The 20,512-nt window shown below is 33.2% G+C and carries 22 protein-coding genes; 13 read left to right on the top strand and 9 right to left on the bottom strand.

From position 1 onward, the window contains the following. Positions 1–11 precede the first annotated feature (11 nt). The gene (hflK, locus tag QYS47_RS08890) at positions 12–1,001 is read left to right on the top strand and encodes an FtsH protease activity modulator HflK (RefSeq protein WP_308356926.1); all 990 of its coding nucleotides are present in this window, start codon (positions 12–14) and stop codon (positions 999–1,001) included. A 27-nt stretch (positions 1,002–1,028) separates the two neighbouring features. Then, complete coding sequence (gene hflC, locus QYS47_RS08895) at positions 1,029–1,970, top strand: protease modulator HflC (protein WP_308356925.1); 942 nt, start codon at positions 1,029–1,031, stop codon at positions 1,968–1,970. A gap of 111 nt (positions 1,971–2,081) precedes the next feature. Here the strand turns inward: hflC and QYS47_RS08900 are convergent, their stop codons facing one another. From QYS47_RS08900 to QYS47_RS08925, 6 genes are all read right to left on the bottom strand, one after another. Beyond that, positions 2,082–2,318, bottom strand: coding sequence for a hypothetical protein (locus tag QYS47_RS08900; RefSeq protein WP_322345605.1), 237 nt, complete (start codon positions 2,316–2,318; stop codon positions 2,082–2,084). Between the two features lie 64 nt (positions 2,319–2,382). Next, positions 2,383–2,631 (bottom strand): hypothetical protein, encoded by a 249-nt coding sequence (locus tag QYS47_RS08905; protein WP_302100281.1) that lies wholly within the window; start codon positions 2,629–2,631, stop codon positions 2,383–2,385. A gap of 8 nt (positions 2,632–2,639) precedes the next feature. Further along, on the bottom strand, positions 2,640–3,080 hold the full coding sequence (locus QYS47_RS08910; protein ID WP_308356923.1) for a hypothetical protein: 441 nt from the start codon (positions 3,078–3,080) through the stop codon (positions 2,640–2,642). Positions 3,081–3,149: 69 nt separating this feature from the next. Continuing rightward, positions 3,150–3,860 (bottom strand): SDR family NAD(P)-dependent oxidoreductase, encoded by a 711-nt coding sequence (locus tag QYS47_RS08915; RefSeq protein ID WP_322345607.1) that lies wholly within the window; start codon positions 3,858–3,860, stop codon positions 3,150–3,152. Between the two features lie 166 nt (positions 3,861–4,026). Then, positions 4,027–4,713: a GTP cyclohydrolase I FolE gene (folE, locus tag QYS47_RS08920; protein WP_308356921.1), complete on the bottom strand. Its 687-nt coding sequence runs from the start codon at positions 4,711–4,713 to the stop codon at positions 4,027–4,029. After that, positions 4,691–5,101, bottom strand: coding sequence for a 6-pyruvoyl trahydropterin synthase family protein (locus QYS47_RS08925; protein WP_302125853.1), 411 nt, complete (start codon positions 5,099–5,101; stop codon positions 4,691–4,693). Before QYS47_RS08925 ends, folE begins: the two co-directional genes overlap by 23 nt. Positions 5,102–5,318: 217 nt before the next feature. Here QYS47_RS08925 and QYS47_RS08930 point away from each other — a divergent pair, with 217 nt between their 5' ends. Then, on the top strand, positions 5,319–7,346 hold the full coding sequence (locus tag QYS47_RS08930; RefSeq protein WP_322345612.1) for a penicillin acylase family protein: 2,028 nt from the start codon (positions 5,319–5,321) through the stop codon (positions 7,344–7,346). Here QYS47_RS08930 and QYS47_RS08935 read toward each other — a convergent pair. Beyond that, on the bottom strand, positions 7,318–7,854 hold the full coding sequence (locus tag QYS47_RS08935) for a DUF1643 domain-containing protein (protein ID WP_302125849.1): 537 nt from the start codon (positions 7,852–7,854) through the stop codon (positions 7,318–7,320). The genes QYS47_RS08930 and QYS47_RS08935 overlap by 29 nt on opposite strands. 115 nt (positions 7,855–7,969) lie before the next feature. Between QYS47_RS08935 and QYS47_RS08940 the strand changes: the two genes are divergently transcribed. From QYS47_RS08940 to QYS47_RS08965, 6 genes are all read left to right on the top strand, one after another. Further along, positions 7,970–8,398: a hypothetical protein gene (locus QYS47_RS08940; RefSeq protein ID WP_322345613.1), complete on the top strand. Its 429-nt coding sequence runs from the start codon at positions 7,970–7,972 to the stop codon at positions 8,396–8,398. Then, the gene (locus QYS47_RS08945; RefSeq protein WP_302125846.1) at positions 8,395–8,586 is read left to right on the top strand and encodes a helix-turn-helix transcriptional regulator; all 192 of its coding nucleotides are present in this window, start codon (positions 8,395–8,397) and stop codon (positions 8,584–8,586) included. The genes QYS47_RS08940 and QYS47_RS08945 overlap by 4 nt, the downstream gene beginning before the upstream one ends. Positions 8,587–8,650: 64 nt before the next feature. After that, positions 8,651–9,502, top strand: coding sequence for a LytR/AlgR family response regulator transcription factor (locus tag QYS47_RS08950; RefSeq protein ID WP_322345615.1), 852 nt, complete (start codon positions 8,651–8,653; stop codon positions 9,500–9,502). Positions 9,503–9,618: 116 nt separating this feature from the next. Next, a complete protein-coding gene (locus QYS47_RS08955) occupies positions 9,619–10,881 on the top strand; it encodes a hypothetical protein (RefSeq protein WP_322345617.1) in 1,263 nt (420 codons plus the stop codon). 4 nt (positions 10,882–10,885) lie between these two features. Then, positions 10,886–11,557, top strand: coding sequence for a hypothetical protein (locus tag QYS47_RS08960; protein WP_302125839.1), 672 nt, complete (start codon positions 10,886–10,888; stop codon positions 11,555–11,557). Continuing rightward, positions 11,554–12,717, top strand: coding sequence for an aspartyl protease family protein (locus QYS47_RS08965; RefSeq protein ID WP_322345619.1), 1,164 nt, complete (start codon positions 11,554–11,556; stop codon positions 12,715–12,717). The genes QYS47_RS08960 and QYS47_RS08965 overlap by 4 nt, the downstream gene beginning before the upstream one ends. A 144-nt stretch (positions 12,718–12,861) precedes the next feature. Here the strand turns inward: QYS47_RS08965 and QYS47_RS08970 are convergent, their stop codons facing one another. Further along, positions 12,862–13,743: an alpha/beta fold hydrolase gene (locus tag QYS47_RS08970; RefSeq protein WP_308356905.1), complete on the bottom strand. Its 882-nt coding sequence runs from the start codon at positions 13,741–13,743 to the stop codon at positions 12,862–12,864. Between the two features lie 212 nt (positions 13,744–13,955). Here QYS47_RS08970 and QYS47_RS08975 point away from each other — a divergent pair, with 212 nt between their 5' ends. Together QYS47_RS08975 and QYS47_RS08980 are read left to right on the top strand one after the other, a co-directional pair. After that, positions 13,956–14,990, top strand: a complete 1,035-nt coding sequence (locus tag QYS47_RS08975) for a sensor histidine kinase (protein ID WP_302125830.1) — start codon at positions 13,956–13,958, stop codon at positions 14,988–14,990. Beyond that, entirely contained in the window at positions 14,974–15,693 is a 720-nt protein-coding gene (locus QYS47_RS08980; RefSeq protein ID WP_322345622.1) for a LytR/AlgR family response regulator transcription factor, read from the top strand. Before QYS47_RS08975 ends, QYS47_RS08980 begins: the two co-directional genes overlap by 17 nt. Before the next feature lie 38 nt (positions 15,694–15,731). Here the strand turns inward: QYS47_RS08980 and QYS47_RS08985 are convergent, their stop codons facing one another. Next, complete coding sequence (locus tag QYS47_RS08985; RefSeq protein ID WP_322345623.1) at positions 15,732–17,849, bottom strand: amino acid carrier protein; 2,118 nt, start codon at positions 17,847–17,849, stop codon at positions 15,732–15,734. A 271-nt stretch (positions 17,850–18,120) separates the two neighbouring features. Here QYS47_RS08985 and QYS47_RS08990 point away from each other — a divergent pair, with 271 nt between their 5' ends. Further along, the gene (locus QYS47_RS08990; protein WP_302125823.1) at positions 18,121–18,495 is read left to right on the top strand and encodes a BlaI/MecI/CopY family transcriptional regulator; all 375 of its coding nucleotides are present in this window, start codon (positions 18,121–18,123) and stop codon (positions 18,493–18,495) included. Further along, the gene (locus QYS47_RS08995) at positions 18,492–20,444 is read left to right on the top strand and encodes an N-acetylmuramoyl-L-alanine amidase (protein ID WP_322345625.1); all 1,953 of its coding nucleotides are present in this window, start codon (positions 18,492–18,494) and stop codon (positions 20,442–20,444) included. The genes QYS47_RS08990 and QYS47_RS08995 overlap by 4 nt, the downstream gene beginning before the upstream one ends. The last annotated feature ends 68 nt before the right edge of the window (positions 20,445–20,512 follow it).

Consider the following 20,512-nt stretch of genomic DNA (forward strand, 5'->3'; position numbering starts at 1 on the left):
TATATAAAATTATGGCAGAATTTGAATTTGATGGGGACAAAGCAAAAGAGTCCTTTCAAAAAATAATCAAAAATATACGACTGATAATTGTAGCACTTGTAGTAGTAGTAGCAATATTTAGTACGTTTTTTCAGGTAGGTGCTGAAGAAGTAGGAGTTGTAACCAGATTAGGTGCATATAATAGAACACTTGAACCTGGTTTAAATTTTAAAATTCCCTTTGTGGAATCAGTTACAAAGGTTCCAGTTGAGCGTCAACAAAAACAAGAATTTGGTTTCAGAACTACTAGTGCAGGTATTCAATCTACCTTTACGAAAAGAGGAGCTGAAGGTGAATCATTAATGTTAACAGGAGATTTAAATTTAGCAGACGTAGAGTGGGTAGTACAATACAGAATTGACAATCCTTACAATTATCTTTTTAAAGTAAGAGACCCAGAAAATACGCTGAGAGATATTTCTGAATCAGGAATGAGGCAAATTGTAGGAGATAGAACGGTGAATGAAGTACTTACAGTAGGTAGGGCCGAGATTGCTGGTAAATTGAAGGTTCTCATTCAGGAACTATCAAATGAATATGAATTAGGGGTTAGAATTGAGCAAGTAGTATTGCAAGACGTTACTCCACCGGAACCAGTTCGAGCAGCCTTCAATGCTGTAAACGAAGCACAGCAAGAAAAAGAGACTCTTATTAACCAAGCAAAATCTGAATACAATAAAGTAATTCCGAAGGCTAGAGGTCAAGCTGAAGAAACCATTCAAAAGGCAGAAGGTTATGCTACCGAAAGGGTGAATAATTCTAAAGGGGAAGTAGCTAGATTTAATGAGCTGTACAAAGAGTATGTAAAAGCTCCTGGAGTTACTAAAACTCGTATTTATTTAGAAACTATGCAGGAAGTGGTTCCTAAATTAGGCGATAAAATTATTACTGATGAAGAGGGCAGTAATGTGTTACCATTATTAAATATGGCAACTCAATCAAGTAAAAAGGTAAATCAGTAATCATTATAAAATATTAATAGAATTATTATGAAAAAGTCATTAGTAAGCATATTAGTAATTGTAGTGGTTGCTTTAATCGTAATCGCTCAAGGATCATATATAGTTAGAGAATCTGAGCAAGTAATTATTACTCAGTTTGGTAAGCCAGTAGGCGATGCCGTGAAAGATGCAGGAATTCATTTTAAAATTCCTTTTATTCAAACTGCGAACTTTTTTGAAAAGCGTTATTTAGAATGGGATGGTGATCCTAATCAAGTTCCTACAAAAGATAAGAAGTTTATTTTTGTAGATACTTATGCCAGATGGCAAATTACAGATCCATTACAATTCTATAAGCGTTTAACCAACGAAAGAGGTGCTCAATCAAGGTTAGATGATATTTTGGATGGTGAAACTAGAGATTTTATCGCAAATAATTATTTAGAAGAAGCGGTGAGAACCAGTAATAGAACCCCTATTTCAAGTGGGGCGATTAGTGAAATTGTTGAAGATAGCTTAGTTCAAATAAATGTTGGTCGTGATAGTATACAAGAATACATTCAAAAATCTGCAAATCTTCAAACCAAAGATCTGGGGATTGAGATTTTAGACTTCCGTTTTAAAAGAATAAACTATGTGGAAGAAGTAAGAACCCAAGTTTATGAAAGAATGAAAAGTGAGCGATTTAGGATTGCTGATAAGTTTAGATCAGAAGGGCAGGGAGAAGCTTCAAGAATTAATGGTGAGAAAGAAAGAGAGCTGAAAAGCATTCAATCGGAGGCATTTAGAGTAGCTGAAGAAATTAAAGGTAAGGCAGATGCCGAGGCTGCTGCTATTTATTCCAATGCATATAATAAGAATGGATCTTCAAGGGAACTATATTCTTTTATGAAATCAATGGAGACCTTCAGAAAAACTTTTAATGATGAAACAACTGTGATATTATCAACTGATAGTGATTTGTATAAGTATTTAAAATCTATGCAGTAAGAAAATAATGCAATCAAATTAAACAAAAAAAGCAGCTTAAAAAGCTGCTTTTTTTGTTTGTGTAAATATCATTTAACATTTGTTAAATCATTTATAATAAGTTTTACTTAATCATTCGTTCGAAAGCTCGAAATTAAAACTATTTATTTGTTGCTCTAATTTCATGACATAATCAACAGATTGTTCTATCATAGTGTGTTGAGCTTGTATTTGTTCTTTCAAGAAAGATATTTCATTATTAAGATTATCGATTTTTGCTTCATAATCTTTTTTTAATCTTTCTTTCTCTTCTTTTGCTCTTTGAAGTTGTACTTTGTAAAAATAAAATGATTCTGGAACTCTACTCATACATAAGTAATTAACCGTTTATCAAAAATGTTTTAAAAATTGAATAATTTATTCAATCAGTTAATTAATGTATGCTTTGAAAATCTCCTTTATCAATCCTTTTTCTTAAGTTTTTTACCTCTTTACTTAATTTATCTGCGTATTCAACTGCATTTTTAAGCATATCTTGTTGAGCCATTAATTGTTCTTTCAAATAAGCAACTTCTTTCTTAAGACCACCTACTTGACTTTCATAATTATTTTTTAATAGCTTGATTTCGGCTTTTGCATTTTCTAATTCTGCTTTAAGCTGAATCATTGTATTATCTGCCATTATTAGTTTTAATTATCTATTGCATCTTGAATATCCTTCTTATATTGAATATCCATCTCATTAAATTTAAGATTAGGATTTTCTTCTTTTATTTTTTCTCTACCTATCTTAACACTTTGCTGAAATACTTTATTATCAGGTAATATTTTTCTATGTATTTTTAAGCCTTTGTGCCACATATCCTCTTTCCACTCAGTAAAATACCATTCCATAGAAGGTTGATGAAATACGGTTAACTTTCTCTTATCAAATATTAATTTCTTGATATTTTTAGATTCTACTAAGTTGCCTATTTCATTAAAAATATTTTTAAATTCTTCTATAGGTATGTAAGTACTCTTTGCTTCTACAACAGCTATTGCTTTACCTTCTACAAAAGAAATTTTAGCATGTTCACCTTCATGATGTGTTACTAAATTGTCGTTCATAGCTTCTACTTCGTTGCTCATAATGTTAAAAATTGTTTTTTTCTAAAAATTAAAATACTAACAATAAACTATGTTAAAGGTTTAAGAAAGTTAGATATTTCTAATTCTTTCCATCCCTCCATCAACTCCAATTATTTGACCTGTAATCCAGCTATTTTCACTATCAAGTAAGAATTCAGCTGCATTGCTTATGTCTTCAGCTTTACCGTATCTTCCAATTGGGTGTCTTTTGTCGGAGGCTTCTTTCTTTTCGTCAGTAGATAATAGATTTTTAGCTAATGGAGTATCTGTTAAGCTTGGAGCCACTAAATTCACTCGTATTTTTTTGCTAGCTAGTTCAGCTGCCAAACTTAATCCGAATCCTTGTAAAGCCCCTTTAGCTGCAGCAATGGAAGCATGAAATGATAATCCCGTATTAGCAGCTACTGTACTAAATAGCACAATGCTTGATCCTTTTGCATTTTTTAAAGATTTAAGAGATTTCTGAATGACTAAGGCAGCTCCCACTGTATTTAATCTGAAATCATTTAGATAATCGTTTTCTTTAATGCTTTGAAATGGTTTTAAGTTAATACTTCCTGGACAATAAGCTAAACCATGTAAAGTATCAGGAAGCTCATTGAGTTCATCCTTTATGTCTAATACATCAAGCTCAATAAATTGAAAATCACCAGATAAATCTGGTTTAGTTCTAGAAGCTAGTATAAGATTTGCTCCCTTATCTTGAAGTTTTTTAGCTAAACTCAGGCCTATACCCGAACTAGCCCCAACTATTAATATATTTTTATCTTCAAATGACATATTTTAGTGTTTAATATTTGCTTATAAACATTAAACACTTGTGAATGTTTAGGAAGATTTGATTGATTTATTAAATGAAACTATAACTATTATAAATTATTCAATGGAAATAAAAAAGCCAACTATATTATAGCTGGCTTAATATTGAAATGTTTATATAAATATATTAGTGATTAGGAGAATTTATGTAATCCAAAAATTCTCTTCTTGTTGCTTCGTCATTAAATTTACCTCCAAAATATGAAGTACCTGTTCTACTATTAGTATCACCAACACCACGTGAAGAAACACACATATGATTAGCATCCATAACAACTGCTACGTTTTCCGTTTCTAGAACTTCTTTTAATTCTTCAGCGATTTGTACTGTTAGTCTTTCTTGTACCTGAGGTCTTTTTGAGAAATACTGAACAATTCTATTGATTTTAGAAAGACCAATTACTTTTCCACTGGAAATATAAGCCACATGAGCTTTTCCGTAAATTGGAACAAAATGATGCTCGCAATGAGAGTAGAAAGTTATATCCTTCTCTACTAACATTTGGCTGTATTTATATTTGTTATCAAAAAGCTTTGGCTTTGGCTTATTAAGTGGATTTAAACCACTAAAAACTTCCTTTACATACATTTTAGCCACACGCTGTGGAGTTCCCTTCAAACTATCATCACTCAAATCCATTCCAAGAATATGCATAATCTCTTTAAAATGTTTAGCAATCATCTCCATTTTAAGCTCATCATCCATTTCAAATGCATCAGCGCGTAAGGGAGTTTCAAAATTTGATGCTACATGATCATCTCCAAATTCATCAATATTTTCCAAATCTTTTTTATTCTGCGGGGTATTCAACATAATTTCTTTCAGTTTCGTATAGTTTAACTTTTAATTCTTTGTTAGGGTCTATTTTTTCCCTCAATAAATTAAAAATTACAACAGCAATGTTTTCAGCTGTAGGATTTAAATTTTGGAATTCTGTGGTATCTAAATTTAGATTTTTGTGGTCAAACCTATCCAAAATTGTTTCCTTTATTAAGTCACTAAGCACTTTCATATCCATTACGTATCCAGTTTCTGGATCAACCTCACCAGTTACTCTAACGATTAATTCATAGTTATGACCATGAAAATTAGGATTGTTACACTTACCGAATATTTTTTGATTTTTCTCCTCTGACCAATTAGGATTATTCAATCTGTGTGCAGCGTTAAAATGCTCTTTTCTGAAAACTGTTACTTTCATTTAAATATATTTATTGAAGGTCAAATATACGGCAATAACTACAAAAGAGTTATAAGTGTTTAATAGAAAACTCATATAAGTTAAACAGAGTGGTACTGATAATACATGTGGATACATTAAAATATTGATATTCAGTGCATTAATAAATTATACTTTTTTATAAATATTTGCTTATAGATAATTTCTATATTTAGGGTTTAAACTTCATGCATTATATATGAAATATCTATATTTCACGGTTTTTCTTTTACTATCCATTTCATCTTTTGCGCAGATCAATCCTGATAACATTGACATTGTCCGTGATAAATGGGGCGTTGCCCATATCTACGCTGAAACGGATGCAGAAGTGGCCTATGGTTTAGCCTGGGCCCATTCCGAAGATGATTTTGAAACTATTCAATCAACCTTACTAGCAGGCAAGCTAATGGCTGGCAGGCAATTCGGAAAAGATGGAGCTGGAATAGATTTCTTTACGCAATTTATTGGCGCGCCTGAATTGGTAAAAGATAAAAAGAATGAGCTTTCGTCAGAATTTTTAGCACTGTTGAATGGCTATGTACAAGGAATAAATTCTTATGCCGTTTATCATCAGGATGAAATTTTGCACAGAAAACTGTTTCCTATAGCTGAAGATGATATGTTAACTGCTTTTGTCCTCTCTCTATCAGCCATGAGTGGGGCTGATAAAGTGATAGGTGATTTGGTAGCCAATAAGAAGTTTAATAATCCCTACGTGGGAATAGGATCTAATGCGATTGCTTTATCGCAAAATAAAACGAGTACTGGAGAAAGTTTTTTAGCTGTAAATTCACATCAACCTTTTGAAGGACCAGCCAGTTGGTATGAAGTGCATTTAAATAGTGAAGAAGGTTGGAATATGTTGGGTTCCTTGTTTCCAGGCAGTCCTACGATATTTCATGGAGTAAATGAGAACTTGGGATGGGCACATACTGTCAATCATCCCGATAAAATGGATGTTTATCAACTCAGAATGCATCCGGAAAAGAAAGATCATTATTATTTTGATGGAGATCTAATACAGTTAGAGAAGAAAAAAGCTAAACTGAAGGTTAAATTGTTAGGACTTCCGATTCCGCTGTCCAAAACCTACTATGAAAGTGTTTATGGTCCGACACTAAGAAATAAGCATGGCTATTTTGCATTGGTATTTGCAGCCAATCAAGATTTAAAAGCCATTCAACAGTGGTATGAGATGACAAAAGCAAGTAATCTGGATGACTTTAAAAAATCTCTATCTGGAATTCATTTACCAGATTTTAATATTGTTTACGCTGATAAAGACCACAATATTTTTTATGTATGCAATGCTAAACTACCTAAAAGAAATTCAAATTTTATGTGGAATAAAGTATTGCCTGGCGATACTTCTGCTACTATCTGGAATAAATTTCATGATTTTAGTGAATTGCCACAGTACACTAATCCCGTTTCAGGTTATTTATTTAACATGAATAATACACCCTTTAATGCTACTGGAAAAATTGATAATCTTGATTCATTGAAATATCCTAGAGAGATGGGCTATTCTCTGTCTGATAATAATAGAAGCGTTCGATTTCAAAATCTAATGAGACAAGAGGAGAAGTTGAGCTATAATGATTTCAAAAGAATCAAATTTGATATTCAGTATCCTAAAGAATTTCAATTTGAGGAAGATGTAAATATTATTTTTGCACTGAACCCAAAGGAGCATCCGGAAATCGAAGACTATTTGACGATCCTACAGAAATGGGATCGTAAAGCAGAGAAGAAAAGCATAGGGGCCGGCTTGATGAAAGTTTTGATCAATAATGCAAAAGGAAAAGATATTGACGAGAAACTAGCAGTTGAAATCGTTGAAAAATCTAAATCACAGTTATTAGAAGAATTTGGTACCATAGAAGTTCCTCTAGAAAAACTGCAAGTGCATAAACGCGGTGAAGTAGAGATGCCCATTGACGGCTTACCAGATGTGATTGCTCCTATGTACTCGAAGAAATTGGGAGATGGATTAAAAGAGAAAACCTATGTTGGAGAGTCTTATATTTTATTGGCTCGTTTTGGCGAGGGTTTACCAAAATTAGAATCCATTATGCCTTATGGAGCTTCTTCTAAGCCTGAAAGCCCTCATTATACTGATCAAATGGAAATGTTTGTCAATAAGGAATTAAAGCCAATGACCTTAGATAAAGAGGAGATTTATGAAAATGCCGCTAGGATTTATCATCCTCAGGTTGAATAACATTTTCCATATAATGTTCCATATCGAAGTCGGTTAGAACTGTATTTTTTATTAAATATAATGGATGCCGAGGATGTCCTGCTTTTAGAGGATCGCCTGCTGACAACCATTTACAATCGTAAAATTGGCTCATGTTGAAGATATCCGATAGGCAGTGCTTTAAGAAATCTCTGGAATCAATTAAGTTACCCCAGGCAGCCCAAATCGTTAGCTCATCATTTTCTAAATGAGATTCGATGATCTCTAAATTTGTTTCGTGATACTTTTTGATGATTCGTTGGTGCAATAACTTTGGATCAGCACTTCTTTGCGGGTACAGATTTAACATCAACCAGCTATCAAATTGGTTGTGCTTAGCAATTCTTTCCACGGATGAAACTGTTCCGTCATATTCCTCTGGTTTCGCATGACTAGGATTCACGCCAATGCATAGCAGTGTATTTTTTCCTTTTTTCCCTAAAGAATAACGGTATTCTCCGCTTTTGTCGGTCTCATAAATCCACTTCATAATGAAATATAGTTAAAATTTTAAAAATTAATGTAAATAAAACTTGACATTTATATTTTAATAATAGTTATTTGTGTAAATAAAACTTTACAAAAAGACAATAAGTAATTACAATATGACAACTAAACAATACATTATGGAAGCAAGTAACTGGCATGAACAGAAAAAGAAAAATTTAAAAGCCTTAGCAATTTGGACATTTGCCTGGGTTTCAACTTTGGCTCTAGTGACATTTGGCCCTAAATTCTTATGGGAAGGGAATCAAGTGTTTACCTATTTAGCATTCTTTCTAAATTTAGGATTTGGAGTAGGAATGATTTTCGCGAATAGAAATCACATTAATGGTCTAGATGAATTAGATAAGAAAATTACTTTTGATGCTATGGCAATAGCATTAGGAGTTGGGGTGATTGGTGGCTTAAGTTTTTCAGTTATGGATATCACCAATATGATTGGGTTTGATGCTGAGATTTCATTTTTAGTAATTTTAATCTCGATAACCTATTTAATTGCAACGCTAGTAGGAAAATATAGATATAAATGAAAAATCGAGTTAAAGTATTAAGAGCGGAGCACAATATCACTCAGGCTGATTTAGCTAATGCGGTACAAGTATCAAGGCAAACCATTAATGCAATTGAAAAGGAGAAATTTGATCCCAGCTTAGATTTGGCATTTAAACTTTCAAAGTATTTTTCAAAAGCTATTGAAGAGATTTTTCAATATGAATAGGAGAGAAGATCATAGAAATTCATGACCTATAAAAGAAATTTGAAGTCAACTATTATTTTTACCTATGCTTTCAATCTTAAAAAGACCGCATCCTTTTATTTTCAATTCCGGGAGTATTCTCATTCCTGGAATTTTTACTTTCATTCTAATTAGTCTTTTCAGACCTCTAGGTTTCAATAGTCTGCCTACCACTTATGTTTTGGCTTTTGCATTGGGCCTCGGCTTAATTGCTTCAACTATGGTTTGGCTGACAGTTAAAACTTTTAAACTGCTGTTTCCTAAATTAATGGATGAAGATTTATGGACTTTAGGCAAGGAAATTATGCTGATTTTTACAGTGCTTCTGGTAATAGTGTTCACTATTTTTATCATTTTTTTAAGCATTGATGTTTTGGATAATGACCCAGTTTCCCTTTTTAGAATGGTATTTGTAAAAACATTATTGTTTAGCATATTTCCCATACTAATTATGGTGCTTTTTGAACAGTATAATTATCAACGAAATCAACTCAAGGTAGCTAATGAGCTAAGTCAAAAAGTGAAGCTAGAACAAAAGCACACAGAAAATATGCATTCAATTGTGGCTGAAAATGGCCAGCCTGTATTGCACTTGAAAAGTGATGAAATCCTTTGGGCACAGTCAGATGGAAATTACCTTGAGCTATTTTATCTAGAGTCAGGAGAAAAAGTTACAAAAGAGTTGATTCGAAACAGATTAAAGAATTTGGTAGATCAACTTCCCGATGAAACATTTTTTCATTGTCATAAGAGTTATATGATTAATCTTAATCACATTCAGAAAGTGCAGGGCAATGCCCGAAACTTTGAAGTAGTGCTTAGATATGGGAATATTCGGATACCTGTAGCCAGATCAAAATCTTTTGAATTAAAGGAAAAAATCAATCGATCTATATAGGTGCTTCCTTTTTATACCTAATCGTTCCCATTAATACCAAACGGTACTCAGATCAGCTCAAATACCGATTGGGCTCTTCATATTTGCTTCATCATTCATAAACACAAAAGTAAAAAATGAAGCAGGGTCTATTAGCATTTATTATTTTATTCAATTCTGAATTACTCCATGCGCAGGTATATATGGAGGAGAAAAGCAAACATAGATTTGCCCAAACCTATGTAGGGTTCAATACACAGATAGTACCAACACAAGGTCAATTTGTATCAGGCGGTTTGAGTAGTAAATTTCCAACACTTATTTCTCCTAGATTTAATATAGGGGGTTTACATTTTTGGGGAAAGTGGGACTTCAATGTTAATCTTCCGCTCGCACACTTAGGTGATAAAAAAGTTTCAGAAGAAACAGAATACCTTTTCTTGCCAGGAGCAGATTTAAGTGCTCGATACTACCCATGGAGAATGGAATTTGGCAAATTGAGACCTTATGCTGGAGTTTCAGTGAATCAGATGGTTTTCAAATTAGAGCACGAAGAGCTCGGGAGCAGAGATGATTTATTTTTCACTGCATCGCCCTTAGCAGGTATTTCCTATGCTTATAAAGGATGGCAATTTAATGCGGAACTTATGTGGGTGCCCACGAACAAAAAAGAGTTCTATACGAGCCGAAATCAAAGAGAAATATTTCATTTACCACAAAATTATTTTTCAGTTGGGATTGTAAAGTTTTTCGATACTACACTAAAGGAAGAGAAAGGCTACAAAAACGGATCTACCAAGAAAAAGGAAGATGAATTGAGAAGTAAAGGGAAATTAAACAGCTTTTCAATAGGTGTTGCACCAAGTGGAGCATATTTCTTGCGAGCACCGCAATTCTCTCAAGGTGAGCAGCAGTCCTTACCACGGCACAAAGGTGAATTCAATTGGGATTTTGGGCTGGGCTACTTATTTCATGACACAGGGCTTCACATCGGTTTTAGTTATAGGGATTACAGCTCAAACTCGAACAGCTATGGATTAGAACATGTAATTCGAAGAAAGTCTGTGGCATTCGAAGCCTTTAAATTCTTTTGGGATTACAATGGATTTGTACCATTTATCGGACCAAGCATTAGCTATGAGAGATGGGGTGCAGCGGAATTTGAGAATGATGTAATGACAAATGAAGTGGCCCGAACTAGAATGATTTCGCCAGGGATAATTTTTGGTTGGGACATAGTTCCATCTCCACTCGAGACTTGGGTATTACGCACAAACCTTCGATATTATCCCTTACAAAAAGTCAAAGACCCCTCCAGACAACTGTCCAGAATGGATCAATTTGAATTTAATATCATTCAATTAGTCATCTATCCAAATCGAATCATCAATCTGCGCTAATATTATGAAGAATATAATTCAAATCATCCTGATCATTCATATTTTCTCAGGTGCAATTGCCTTGATAAGCGGTGCAATAGCTATCGCTACACAGAAAGGAAAAGTAAAACATAAGAAATCAGGGAAGATATATGCTATGGCAATGCTCATCGTATTTGTAACAGGAATAAGCATTGCAAGCTATCAATTTAATAGATTTCTGTTCTTAATTGCCTTTCTTAGCTATTACAGTGTGTTTTCAGGAGTAAGAATTCTAGAATTGAAAAAATTGCATCAAGGTCAAAATCCACAATGGTACGATTGGTTTGCAGGTATTATTAATTTTATTGCCAATTTAGCCTTTGTTGCCATTGCGATTCACTATGCTTTGAAACCTGAAACTAATGTTGCTGGGGTGCTATTGTCTGCAGGTTTTGGTTTAGGAGGAATGTATCTAAGCTATGTGAATATGAAGCCTTTTGTAAAAAGACCTACACATGTGGCACATTGGTATACTTATCATCTAGGGAATATGATGGGAGCCTATATTGCTACTTTTACTGCATTTTTATCCACTATGGTCACTCGTTTTGAGTTAATGAATCCTTTTATCGCATTTGCTTTACCATCACTTATCGGGATTCCTCTATTAGTATATTGGACACATAAAACGGAAGTTAAATTTAAAATGAAATGAAATATCTATTTTCTATTATAATCATCTTAGTTGCCAGCTCTTTCTTAGGCTGCAGTTATTTGAAAAATGTACAGCTTTTGAGTGGCGGTGAATTAAGACGCCAGAAATTTGTACAAGCCATTCCTTTCGAAATGAAAAAGGATATTATTGTGGTGAAAGCTAAAGTAAATGGCGACAGTATTGAAAGAGAATTTATATTTGACACGGGCGCTTTCAATAGTAAAATTGAAAAGGAATTGGCTGAATCTCTTCAACTTAAAACCATTACCACTAAATCAAATTCTACTGCAGCTGGAGTCACGAGAGAAATTGAAGTCACTAGAATCGATTCTATCATTTTCGGAGAAACTGCCTTTTATAATGTAGGAGCTGGAAAAGTAGCGTATGATGAAGAGTCTGCAAGTCCGTGCATTGCTCCTCATGGAATCATTGGAGCCAATATCTTAAAATTGGCCCATTGGAAAATAGATTATGAAAAGCATTTGATTTTCTTTTCAGATCAAGCATTTGCTGTAGAAACGGCTTCTCATGCCATTCCTTTTGATCATCCATTACTTTCAGGTACGCCTAGTATCAGCTTGAAAATAGGAGGAAGAGAAGCCAAGAATGTGCTATTTGATGTCGGTTATAATGGTGGATTAGTTTTGCCGATAGGCTTAGCTGAAGCATTTGAAGGAGAGGAAAAGTTATTTTTTGACCGATCTACAACAGGTATTTATGGATCCAAGACTGATACCCTCATAGAAAAGCAGCTGGAAATAGAAATTGATGGATTTAAAACTACCATCCCAGTTAATTTTTCAGCAAATGGAAAGGCACTATTGGGCAATGAGTTCTTGAAACACTTCGATGTAGTCATCAACTATGAAAAAGATATCATTGAATTAGTTCAAAGGAAGGAAGTAGAAATTTTGCCTAATCGTAAATTTATTCCCGGTATAACTAATAAGAATCAATGGGTAGTAAATAGAACAACAGAAGAATTGCCACTTTCTTTAGGGGATAGCCTGATTAGTATCAATGGAAAAACACCCGCGGATCTATTAGAGAATTATTGCGACTATGTCATGAATATTAGCTCTTTAATAGATTCAGATAGTCTTCATATAGTAAAAACAAGTGGGGAAAAGCTGGCTATAGTTAATGAATTGATTTTATAATTATGACTCTTGTTTAGTGGCTAATATCTCGTTTTATTATTGAATTAAATTTTAACGATTGATTGCAGATTTCTGCTTTAGGATATTGGTTTTGAATCTAAATAAAAAGTGAAAAGGGTACGGTTTATTCGTACCCTTCTATACTTATTTCATAGCTAAAAATGAATCTACCTGTCCGTAGAACCACTCAGGTTCATCATAGAAAATAAAGTGATAGGCTTTATCGGCTACTGCTACTTTCACGTTCTTGATATCTTTGCATTGAGCTTCATAGTTTTGTTCGACTATAGCTTTTGTGCTTCCATATTGCTCATAAGCAGCCCAAGCTCCTAATACTAATACATTCGCTTTTACATTATTCATTTCAGGTCTTATATCGGTAGTATACATTTCGCCATAAGCTTGTCCAGTAACACTTCTGTTACTATTAATACCCATTTCAACTACTTGTTCCCTTTTGTCTGGAGTCGCAATCATTCCAGCGATAATCATTTTTTGTTGTTGGGCATATGCTTCTTCTGTAACATTTTGCATACTAGCTTTCATTTGATTTACAAATCCTTGTGCCGTTTCAGGAGTAATGTTTGGCATCTGAATAGCAGGGAAGTAAGGAATTCCATCAACTGAAATTACTTTTTCAAATAATTCTGGAGCTGTTGCTGAGGCCCATAAGGAAAGAAAACCACCCATGCTATGCCCCATCAAAATGGAGTTCTTTAATTTATTTTCTTTAGTGTAGGATATAATTTCGTCTCTTACAGCTTTTAAGTAATGATCACTTTCTACATTTTCTTTGTTTCCAAATCCCTTTAAGGTGACCAGGTGAATTTCATAATTTGATTTGTAGCGGTTAACAACATCTGACCATACATCAGCAGAGCAAGACATGCCGTGTATCAAAATCATAGGTTGTCCTTTTCCTATAACTTTAGTGCTGATAATGTTTTCACTTTTTAAAATGTGAGCCGAAAATAGTAATCCAGCAATTAATAATATGATTCGTGATTTTTTGATTAGATTTTTCATTTGTTTTTGTTTTTGATTTCTCAAATGAAGAAAGAATCATCCATATCCAGAAAATGTATTGACAAAGTGTAATTATAAAATGATAAACTGCCGAATGAGAATATCTTATTGATAAAATGTCTGTTTTATCTGCCTTATTACCTTTCGTCAATAGTTTTATGTAATTCGTCAATTATAGTTGTTACAAAAACATTGCTTTCTATCTTTAAGAAATGATTTGGAAAAGAATAACAGAATATAAAATACATCACGTAATTGGTTGGTCGCTTTACTTTGCATTAGCCAGTTCAGCTTATTATCAATTCTACACTAATAAAGTCGATTTATACTTAGTAACTTCTGTCTATGTGTTATCACACGCAGCAATGTATTATGTTTCCCAGTATGTAATTGCTGTCAGGACCTTAAAAAAAGGGAGGTCAGGCTTATTTTTTATATTCTACTTTTTACTTGCCGTTTTATTGTCATTCCTAATGTTTGGAGCGATTAATTTAATATTAGGAAAGGATATGCCAAGGTATTTTGGAGACCAATTCATGAACATATTTCCTGTTTTTTTGATTTCAAATCTATTCATGGGTGGAGTATTGATTGGTATTAAATCTATTATAGATAAATCAAGAAATCAGAAGTTAGAACAGGCGCGACACCAGGAGAACCTGATGACGGAATTGAGTTATCTGAAAGCGCAGGTTAATCCTCATTTTTTATTTAACACTATAAATAGTGTTTATGTCTTAATTAAGATTGATCCAGATAAGGCGGCAGAAATGCTGATAAAATTATCGGATTTACTTCGATCGCAGTTATATGATTTCAGTAAAAATAAAATTACAATAGAAGAAGAAATTCAGTATTTAGAAAATTATATAGCTCTAGAGAAGTTAAGGAAAGCCCATAGAGTAGAAGTTGAATTTAGTAAGGAGGGAGAATTATATGATTTCTCAATGCCTCCTTTACTTTTAATTCCATTTTTAGAGAATTGCTTTAAGCATTTATCTTCTAATCAGGATTCTACCAATATTGTTAAGATTAATCTGAGAAAGCAAGGATCAAATTTATTGGCTGAATTCATAAATACTTATGATGATGAATTAGATGATAATAGGGCAGGAGGAATTGGTTTGAGTAATGTAAAAAGAAGACTGGCTTTACTTTTTCCAAATAAATATGAATTAAGCATTAAGAAGAATAACGACTTTTTTGAAGTCAGCCTTAAACTGAACTTAGATGAAAATGAGCACTAAAATGAATGTTTTAATTGTTGAGGACGAACATTTGGCAGCGGAAGGATTAAAATCATATGTTTCTGAAATCAATTTTTTAAACCTGATTGGCTATTGTGAAAATGCATTGGAAGCAAATAAATTTCTGGCCGAAAAATCTATCGACCTAATGTTTTTAGACATTCAGATGCCAAAATTGACAGGCATTGATTTTCTGAAATCTCTTTCAAAACCGCCTATGGTGATATTCACTACTGCTTATCCTAATTATGCATTACAAGGTTACGAGCTTGATGTGATTGATTATTTGGTTAAACCTTATCCATTTGATCGTTTCTTAAAAGCTGTAAATAAAGCAAAAGACAGATTTGATTTATCTTATCATGGTGTGAGCTCAGATGATTCTTCTCAAAATGAATATTTCTTTGTCAAGACTGAGCATAAACTTGAAAAAGTGATTTTTAATGAAATTAATTATGTTCAAGCTATGGAGAATTATGTGGTAATTCACAGTCATAAACAAAGTATTATCACATTAATGACTATGAAAGCTATGGAAGAGATTGTAGAGGATAAACCGTTCTTAAGAATCCATAAAAGTTACTTGATTAATAAAGATAAGGTGGAGGCTATAGAAGGTAATTCAATTCATATTGGAGGCAAAACGCTTCCTATTTCACGCCAAAAGAAAAGCCAAGTCTTGGATCAAATAATAAAATCATGATCTGGAACCTGGCTTTAAATATTAAATTATAAAAATATTTACTCAGCTACATCTTCTTGTAATTCTTCAACAGGTTTCCCTAAGTTTCCTTCTTTTAGCTTTTTCATATAAGTAGCTAAATCAGTTCTAACTTCTTTAGATAAGATGTATAAACCAATCATATTAGGAACTGACATGGCAAGTATCATCATATCTGAGAAGTCTAATACTGCACCTAAACTTACTGAAGCACCCACTACTACAAATACTAAGAATACTATTTTATAAGCTAATTCAGATCTGTTGGTTTTTCCAAAAAGATAAGTCCAGCCTCTCATTCCATAATATGACCATGAAATCATGGTGGAAAATGCAAATAAGAAAACGGCTATTGCTAATACATATGGGAACCATGAAATAACAGAACCAAAAGCTTGAGCAGTTAATTTTACGCCTGTAACTCCTGGTACTTCATGCATGCCTGTGAAAATAAGCACTAGTGCTGTTAATGTACAAACTACAACGGTATCAATAAAAGGCTCCATTAACCCTACAAATCCTTCTGATGGTGGATTGTGAGTTTTAGTAGCACTGTGAGCGATGGCTGCAGAACCTACACCCGCCTCATTTGAGAAAGCCGCTCTTTGGAAACCAATTATTAAAACACCTATAAATCCTCCTTTTAGTGCGCTAGAATTTAAGGCTCCATTGTATATAGCTGAAAGTGCAGGTCCCAAGTTTTCAATATTGATTCCAATAATAGTTAAGGCTGCAAGCACATAAATGATTGCCATAATAGGTACAACCTTACCCGTAACTTTGGCAATACTTTCAATACCACCAATGATAACGATTCCCACTAGAACCGCTAAACCTATCCCAAACCAGAATCCCCAGCCTTCTAACACTGCAAACTGTGAAGCCATAATTTGGAAGGATTGATTTGACTGGAACATATTTCCAGCACCAAATGAAGCCCCTACACATAATACTGCGAAAACCCCAGCTAATACTTTTCCTAATCCTTTGATGTTACGTTTCTCTAATCCATACCGCAGGTAATTCATGGGGCCACCAAAAATTTTACCATCGGCCTTAATTTCTCTGTATTTCACTCCTAATGTACATTCTACGAATTTTGATGACATTCCAAGTAATCCTGCCAATATCATCCAGAAAGTAGCTCCCGCACCACCAATTGAAATGGCAACGGCTACACCTGCAATGTTTCCTAAACCTACAGTTGCAGATACTGCTGTAGCTAAAGCCTGAAAGTGGGTTACTTTACCAGGCGCATTAGGGTCGCTGTACTTTCCTCTTGCTAAATCAATTGAGTGCTTGAAACCTCTTACGTTGATGAATCCCATCCTTACTGTAAAGAAAGCAGCTCCTGCTATTAGCCAAACTACAATAAATGGGATACTATTTTTTCTAATGTCACCATTAGGGTGTAATAGTGGACGTTCTTCTTCAAAAGTGATGCTAGCAAAATATTGAGCACCCTGTTCAATCAAATGTTTTGTATTATTAGGACTGAAAATAACATTGCCCTCTTCTTCATTAAAATCAATAACACCGCTTTCTGGTGCTTTCACTACATCTGCATCTTCATTATCTATGGAAACAATTGCTATTTCATCTCCTTTATTTACTTTTTCACCATCCTGAACCAGCTTCTTTTTAAGTATGAATATCTTATCTGTTTTAGCAGTCCATTCTGGTGTTTTGATCATTTCTTTATCAGTATACACAATTGGATCATAAAGACCCACTGCTTCAAAAGGATCCCAAAAGAGCACTTTACTCATAAATTGAACCACTGGCTCAAATACAGAATTGAAATTCTCAGTTATAGATTCAGCAGGAATGGTAATGTTCTTGGTGATGCTTACATCATTGGCATCAGTAATTTTTACATTATACTCAAAACCTTCTATAAGTCCTGAAGCCTCATTAGCAGTTAATGGTGTGTTTTTGTTAGACCATTTAAACTGATAGGGTGGAGTTCCGCCAAAGGGTGACAATTTTATTCCTCCATCATTTATCGATTTGGAAGGATTAATTAATTCTATCTCAACCCCTAAAGAGTCATTTTGTGAATTAATCGAAGCATATGAAATAAAATTGAAAAAAGTAAGAAAGATAATTATCGAAACTAATCGTAATGATTTCTTCATATATATCTGCTGATTGATTAAAATTTGTTTTGAGATCAACTATTTTACTAAATCAATAGATTGTGTAGCGATCTGTTTGACTTAAGGTTACAAAATCAACTGAATAAGTACGTTTTTGTTCAAAATTCAATGATTTTGGATGAAATCGCCCCCTTAAAATTAATAATCTAACATTTCATAATTATCAAATTAGGATAGTAATTACTATATATATAGTAATAAAATTACAAAAATAGTTGTATTACTAATAAAATAGTAATAACCTTGTGCTATGAAAGAATTAACAAAGGCAGAAGAGCAATTGATGCAGCATCTTTGGAAGCTTCAAAAAGCTTATCTTAAAGATATTGTAGAACACTATGAGGAGCCTAAACCAGCATATACTACCATAAGTACTGTGGTTAATGTATTGGTGAAGAAGAAATTTGTTGGTTTTGATTTACACGGGAAATCTAAACACTATTATCCCTTAATATCAAAAGAAGAATATTCTAACCAATCCGTCAAGAGTTTAATTGGGAATTTTTTTAATAATTCCTACAAGCAATTTGCTTCGTTTTTTACTTCTAGGAAAGAATTATCGCTAGACGAGCTAAAAGAGATTCGATCAATGATAGATCAGGAAATTGAAAAGAAAAAATCATGATTACTACCTTATTATTTCTGTTAAAAGTAATGGTGATTCAAGCCATATTGTATATTCTATATACAGTAAAATTCCATAAAAGCGGAAATCATTCGGCTAATAGATTTTATTTAATCGTAGCGTTAGTGATTAGCTTTGTAATTCCTCTTTTATCTTTTCCTGCTATATCTCAATACTCAAATGAGACGGTTCATGAGATTACAAATTGGTATGAAATGACAGATCAAACGCTTAGTGAATCCATATCGGTATTAGTCCCTGTTAAAACATCCAATACTATCAATTATTATAAAGCTATAGGGATTGGTTTATTCATTGTTATTACTACATTCTTTTTACTTAAAGTATTGCTTAGTCATTTTCAATTATTGAAAATTACAAGAGAAGCTAAAGCAATTACTATTAATAATCAAAATGTTTTTATTGCTGATATTGATATACCCTTTAGCTATTTTAATAAGATTTTTATACCAGAAAGATTAATAAAAGCCCCGCAATTTGATGTCATTCTTAATCATGAATTAGCTCACGTTAAGTATTGGCATTCATTGGATAGGATATTCTTAGAATTTCTTACCGCTATCTTCTGGTTCAATCCATTTCACTATTTATATAGAAGAAAACTAATCGAAATCCATGAGTTCCAGGCGGATGAGAAAACCATAGCCAGAGACTATGATGTGGTGAAGTATCAAGAAACCCTTTATTCGGAACTCCATTCAAATTTTTCAATAGCAAGTGTTAATCACTTCAATTTCAACACTATAAAAAACCGCATAAAAATGATGAATCAACCTAAAAAACAATCAAAATGGCAATATTTAATATTACTGCCAGTTATCGCCTTATTAGCCTTTTCATTTGCCAATAAAGAAAACTCGCCTAATTTCTTAATTGATCCCGAATTGGATGAATTATTTGAAAGCGTTATAGACTTAAGTGATGTTTATACTCCAAGTATTCAGCCAGTAAAAAATTCAGAGTTGGTTAGATTAACTTCCACATTTGGTAAACGAATGCATCCAATTTTAAAAGTGATGCGAATGCACGAAGGGGTTGATTTTGCTACAGATATCGGTAACCAAGTAATGGCTACTGCTAACGGAACCGTGATTAAAGTTGATCATATTATAAATGGATTTGGTAAACATATAGTCATTGATCATAACGGTCTATATCAAACTAAATATGCTCAGCTTTCTGAATTTAAGGTAATTGAAGGTCAAAAAGTAAATAGGGGAGACATTATTGCTTTAACTGGAAATTCAGGAGCATCAACTGGACCACATTTGCACTATGAAGTGAGAGACTCACAGGGAGAAGCCTTAGATCCTTTACTTTATATCAAAGACTATAATTATAAAGAAGAGGTACCTGATGGAAAGTCTAACAAGATGAATCTGGGAAATTCAGAAGGTAAAATTCGAGTTTTAATTGATCCGGGACATGGGGGCAATGATAAGGGGATGAAATCTTTTGATAAGACAGAAAGTCAAGTAACCCTAAAAGTTGCACAGTTAGTTTATGAGAATTTTAAAGATTCTGAAAAAGTTAGAATTGAGTTAACTCGCTCAATTGATAATAATGTTACCTTAGAAGAAAGAGTATCTAATACTAATAATGCTGATTTATTTATTTCTTTACATGTTGAAACTCATGAGTATGAAGATGAAGATAGATTAATAGCCATTTACAATGATTCAAATGAATTTACAGCTCAGTCCAAATATTTTTCAGAATTGTTATCTAATGAATTCAAAGAAATAGACAAAACTGTAAGAATGGGATACTCAACTGGATTCTATGTTTTGAAAAATACAAAATGTCCATCGGTAATGTTGAGTATGGGCTACTTCTCTAACCCTGATTCCGAAAAGTATTTAAATTCTGAAGAGGGTATAAATGAAATTGCAACAAAATTGTCAGAGGCGATTCTTGCATCTATCTAATGTTCATTTGACTTATATTCTTTTAATAGAATAAAATTTTTAATTAATCGATAAAAAACATGAATTCA

Source organism: Marivirga arenosa, assembly GCF_030503875.2.
GTDB classification, from domain to species: Bacteria; Bacteroidota; Bacteroidia; order Cytophagales; family Cyclobacteriaceae; genus Marivirga; species Marivirga arenosa.

Bases quoted from the DNA above. Each gene is read 5' to 3' on its own strand.
- hflK (WP_308356926.1), top strand. From the start codon at position 12: ATGGCAGAATTTGAATTTGATGGGGACAAAGCAAAAGAGTCCTTTCAA.
- hflC (WP_308356925.1), top strand. From the start codon at position 1,029: ATGAAAAAGTCATTAGTAAGCATATTAGTAATTGTAGTGGTTGCTTTA.
- QYS47_RS08900 (WP_322345605.1), bottom strand. From the start codon at position 2,318: ATGAGTAGAGTTCCAGAATCATTTTATTTTTACAAAGTACAACTTCAA.
- QYS47_RS08905 (WP_302100281.1), bottom strand. From the start codon at position 2,631: ATGGCAGATAATACAATGATTCAGCTTAAAGCAGAATTAGAAAATGCA.
- QYS47_RS08910 (WP_308356923.1), bottom strand. From the start codon at position 3,080: ATGAGCAACGAAGTAGAAGCTATGAACGACAATTTAGTAACACATCAT.
- QYS47_RS08915 (WP_322345607.1), bottom strand. From the start codon at position 3,860: ATGTCATTTGAAGATAAAAATATATTAATAGTTGGGGCTAGTTCGGGT.
- folE (WP_308356921.1), bottom strand. From the start codon at position 4,713: ATGTTGAATACCCCGCAGAATAAAAAAGATTTGGAAAATATTGATGAA.
- QYS47_RS08925 (WP_302125853.1), bottom strand. From the start codon at position 5,101: ATGAAAGTAACAGTTTTCAGAAAAGAGCATTTTAACGCTGCACACAGA.
- QYS47_RS08930 (WP_322345612.1), top strand. From the start codon at position 5,319: ATGAAATATCTATATTTCACGGTTTTTCTTTTACTATCCATTTCATCT.
- QYS47_RS08935 (WP_302125849.1), bottom strand. From the start codon at position 7,854: ATGAAGTGGATTTATGAGACCGACAAAAGCGGAGAATACCGTTATTCT.
- QYS47_RS08940 (WP_322345613.1), top strand. From the start codon at position 7,970: ATGACAACTAAACAATACATTATGGAAGCAAGTAACTGGCATGAACAG.
- QYS47_RS08945 (WP_302125846.1), top strand. From the start codon at position 8,395: ATGAAAAATCGAGTTAAAGTATTAAGAGCGGAGCACAATATCACTCAG.
- QYS47_RS08950 (WP_322345615.1), top strand. From the start codon at position 8,651: ATGCTTTCAATCTTAAAAAGACCGCATCCTTTTATTTTCAATTCCGGG.
- QYS47_RS08955 (WP_322345617.1), top strand. From the start codon at position 9,619: ATGAAGCAGGGTCTATTAGCATTTATTATTTTATTCAATTCTGAATTA.
- QYS47_RS08960 (WP_302125839.1), top strand. From the start codon at position 10,886: ATGAAGAATATAATTCAAATCATCCTGATCATTCATATTTTCTCAGGT.
- QYS47_RS08965 (WP_322345619.1), top strand. From the start codon at position 11,554: ATGAAATATCTATTTTCTATTATAATCATCTTAGTTGCCAGCTCTTTC.
- QYS47_RS08970 (WP_308356905.1), bottom strand. From the start codon at position 13,743: ATGAAAAATCTAATCAAAAAATCACGAATCATATTATTAATTGCTGGA.
- QYS47_RS08975 (WP_302125830.1), top strand. From the start codon at position 13,956: ATGATTTGGAAAAGAATAACAGAATATAAAATACATCACGTAATTGGT.
- QYS47_RS08980 (WP_322345622.1), top strand. From the start codon at position 14,974: ATGAAAATGAGCACTAAAATGAATGTTTTAATTGTTGAGGACGAACAT.
- QYS47_RS08985 (WP_322345623.1), bottom strand. From the start codon at position 17,849: ATGAAGAAATCATTACGATTAGTTTCGATAATTATCTTTCTTACTTTT.
- QYS47_RS08990 (WP_302125823.1), top strand. From the start codon at position 18,121: ATGAAAGAATTAACAAAGGCAGAAGAGCAATTGATGCAGCATCTTTGG.
- QYS47_RS08995 (WP_322345625.1), top strand. From the start codon at position 18,492: ATGATTACTACCTTATTATTTCTGTTAAAAGTAATGGTGATTCAAGCC.